Raw genomic sequence first — 3,451 nt, 5'->3', positions numbered from 1 at the left:
TGACAATTCCTCTTTAACGTGCTTTGCTTGTTTCATGGCGTATCCTCCCTTCGGGGAGCGAGGTGATTTCTTCATAGGAACTTCACCTTAGGATACGCCACCTGTTTTCATTTGGCTATACACAAGTTTTGAGTGTAGCTCAACATGAGGGAAAGAGGAGCTACACATGGGTAAAGAACAAGCTTCAGGACAAAGGGTTAGTGCAGAAAGGTCTTAGGAAGGGGCAACACCGCAAACAGAGGCCACGTGCTCCCTATGTAGGCATGATGCTTCATCAGGATGGTTCTCGTCATGAGTGGGTACCGGGCAAATTATGGGATTTGATCGTAACCATGGATGATGCAACTAATAAACACTATTTCATGTTTTTTGTGGAAGAAGAAGGAACTCAGAGTAGCTTTCAGGGGATAGAAGAGGTCATCAAGACTCATGGGGTATTTGCATCATTGTATACAGACCGCGGCAGTCATTACTGGCATACCCCGGAGGCAGGCGGAAAAGTAGACAAGAGTAATCCTACGCAATTTGGCCGTGCTATGAGACAGTTAGGCATTGAGATGATACCGGCTTATTCCCCTGAGGCGAGGGGACGCTCAGAGAGGGCATTTGGCACCCATCAGGGGCGACTCGTTAAAGAGCTTGCTGTTGCCGGCATTACTGATATGAATGAAGCCAACGCCTATATCCGTGATGTTTATATGCCGGCCTTTAATGATGAGTTTGCAGTATCTCCAGAGGAGGCTGCCAGCATGTTTGTGCCGTGGAGTGGAACTCCAATTGAAGACATCTTATGCGAGCAGTTTGAGCGTACAGTAGGTAACGACAACTGTGTCAGGTTCAATGGCCTGATCCTTCAAATCCCGCCTGATAAGTATCGTTATCATTATGTCAGGGTTAAGGTCAGGGTCCATCGCTACCCAAATGGGGATATATCCATATTTCATGGACACAGAAAGCTGGCCTCTTATAATTCACAGGGAAAGGAGGTCGTCAATAAGAACAAAAAAGCTGCTTAATATCTAAAACTGCAGACTGGACAGTTTATTTGCTCTATAACCGGATAATTCTATTTGTTGACAACACAAAATCTTGACAAACTAACCTGCACTTGATAGAATGAAGCGATGTTAACATATGTTTCTTAACATATGATCCAATGGATAACTGCTCTTTTTGAATGGTTTTCAAGGAGGTATGGAGAGGGATATGGCACAGTTGAAAATTAAGAATCTCCATAAAAATTATGGTGAATACGGTGAGTTTCCGGCCTTGGGAGGTATAAATCTGGATGTGCAGGACGGAGAATTTGTCTGCCTGCTGGGCCCAATCGGTGCCGGTAAGACTACGCTTTTCAGGTGTATTGCCGGATTGGAGTCCTTTGGCGAAGGCGAGATCTTGCTGGATGATCAACTGGTAAACGATCTATCCGCGGGAGAAAGAGACGTGGCTATGGTGTTCGAAAGTTACGCTTTGTATCCCACCTACAGCGTATTTGATAATCTATCCTATCCCCTGCGAGAAAGAGGAGTTTCTAAAAAAGAAATCAGGCAAAGAGTTGAAGAAGTTTCGGAAATCCTGCACATCACTCATACCCTCCAGCGAAAGCCCCAAACCTGTAGCGGTGGCGAGATGCAACGAATTGCTATTGGACGGGCAATTATTCGCAGGCCCAAAATATTTCTCTTTGACGAACCGCTCAGTCAACTCGACGCTAAACTCAGGTATGAAATGCGAACAGAGCTTAAGAGAATCCACCGTGATTTGAAACAAACCCTTCTATATGCCACCCCGGATCAGTTAGAAGCTTTGTCCATGGGTGAGAGGGTGGCCGTAATTCGTGAGGGGCGACTCATGCAGTACGATACGCCGCAGCAAGTCTATCTTCATCCTAAAAATCTTTTCACCGCGCAATACGTCGGCGATCCAGCCATGAATTTTGTCGAGGGATCGGTTTCCACTTTAGAAGGTTTAACCCGTATCAGGACGTCAAATATGAAAATAGAGGAAAAGATGAAGCGAGGAAGGGATTTCCCTCATCACCGATCACCCTTTTTAGTGGAGATGACGGTGTTGACATTGATTAGTGCTGTGCTTAGAATAATAAAAGTAGGGAGGTTCTTTCTTCGGTAGTAGAATTTTTCTCACGAGCAATTACTCTTTATAGTAAGGGGGTGATCATCGGAACAGGGTACGTTCGGCGTGTATGGTTTCATTCTTGGCCCGGTAGCGGTGCAGAGAAACGACTGCGCTTATCTCTTCCGAGCATTCTTCGCGGAACGTTATCCGCAGTCATCTTACCGGTGGGGCGTTGCAGAACCCTACCTGCCAGGGCAAGTCAGCCGGTCCGGTGGAGAAGGGTCTGGTTTTCTCCAGCCGGTGGTGCTGGGAAGCGTTCAAAAAACAGAAATTCGTCGTTTAATTCGCAAGGGAGGTTTGAAATGAAGAAACTGCTTTTGGTTATTATGGTCTTGAGCGTTGTTCTTCTCACTGTTCTTCCGGCGATGGCGCAACAGTATACGATCGCCACTGTGGTCAAACTTGATGGGATAGCCTGGTTTGAGCGGATGCGGGAAGGAGTGGCGCGCTTTGCCGAAGACACCGGTCACGACGCCTATTTGATTGGCCCTCCCCGGGCGGATGCGGCGTTGCAGGTGCGGATGATCGAAGACCTGATCGCCGCAGGGGTCGATGCCATTTGCGTGGTTCCGTTCTCCCCGGAGACGCTGGAGCCAGTTTTGAGAAGAGCCATGGACGAGGGGATTGTGGTGATCTCCCATGAAGCCCCGCTCATCCAGAACGTACACTACAACATCGAAGCTTTCGAAAATAGGGCCTTCGGCGCCCGGCTGATGGACTATCTCGCCGAATATATGGGATTCGAAGGCGAGTACGCCACCATGGTGGGCAGTCTTACCTCGACTACCCATATAGAGTGGGTGGCCGGCGGCGTCGCGCGCCAGCAGGAAATGTATCCGAACATGACCCTCGTGACCCCGACCCCGCTGGAATGCTATGACGACAAGACCCGGGCCTATGAGAACATGCGGGAACTCCTGAGGACCTTCCCGAACCTGCGAGGGGTTCAGACCAGCGCGTCGACTGCCGCGCCCGGTTCCGGTCTCGCCGTTGAAGAGCTCGGCCTCCAGGATGTGGTGTCCGTAGTCGGACCGAGCCTGCCCTCGATCGCCGGTCCTTACCTGGAAGGCGGTGGAACCAAGCTGATCGGTTTCTGGGATCCGGCCGATGCCGGCTACGTGATGAACAAACTGGCGGTCATGGTCCTGGAAGGCCAGGAAGTGACTGATGGTATGGATCTCGGGGTTCCCGGCTATAATAACGTGCGCCTGGTCGATCACGTGATCTTTGGAGAAGCCTGGCAGTTCGTCACCGTTGAGAACATGGAGGAGTTCCCCTTCTAAGGGAAGCGTTGGTAGGCTGGAGCGGCGGGGGT

The 3,451-nt window shown here is 49.9% G+C and carries 3 protein-coding genes; all 3 read left to right on the top strand.

Annotated elements, in window-relative coordinates; translation table 11 throughout:
* Positions 1-128 precede the first annotated feature (128 nt).
* The 3 genes from VLH40_06570 (at position 129) to VLH40_06560 (ending at position 3,419) form a co-directional block, all read left to right on the top strand.
* Positions 129-1,016 carry an ISNCY family transposase gene (locus VLH40_06570; GenBank protein ID HSV31667.1) on the top strand — a complete coding sequence of 296 codons (888 nt, stop codon included), beginning with the start codon at positions 129-131 and terminating at the stop codon, positions 1,014-1,016.
* A gap of 190 nt (positions 1,017-1,206) precedes the next feature.
* The gene (locus VLH40_06565; protein HSV31666.1) at positions 1,207-2,130 is read left to right on the top strand and encodes an ABC transporter ATP-binding protein; all 924 of its coding nucleotides are present in this window, start codon (positions 1,207-1,209) and stop codon (positions 2,128-2,130) included.
* A 308-nt stretch (positions 2,131-2,438) separates the two neighbouring features.
* Positions 2,439-3,419, top strand: a complete 981-nt coding sequence (locus VLH40_06560) for an autoinducer 2 ABC transporter substrate-binding protein (protein HSV31665.1) — start codon at positions 2,439-2,441, stop codon at positions 3,417-3,419.
* Positions 3,420-3,451: the final 32 nt, after the last annotated feature.

It is taken from the genome of Atribacteraceae bacterium, assembly GCA_035477455.1.
GTDB lineage: Bacteria > Atribacterota > Atribacteria > Atribacterales > Atribacteraceae > DATIKP01.
The sequence above is the reverse complement of the archived record's forward strand: the minus strand, read 5'-3'. Positions and strand labels throughout refer to the sequence as shown.

Excerpts from the sequence above, each read along its gene's own strand:
- VLH40_06565 (HSV31666.1), top strand. The coding sequence starts at position 1,207 with ATGGCACAGTTGAAAATTAAGAATCTCCATAAAAATTATGGTGAATAC.
- VLH40_06560 (HSV31665.1), top strand. The coding sequence starts at position 2,439 with ATGAAGAAACTGCTTTTGGTTATTATGGTCTTGAGCGTTGTTCTTCTC.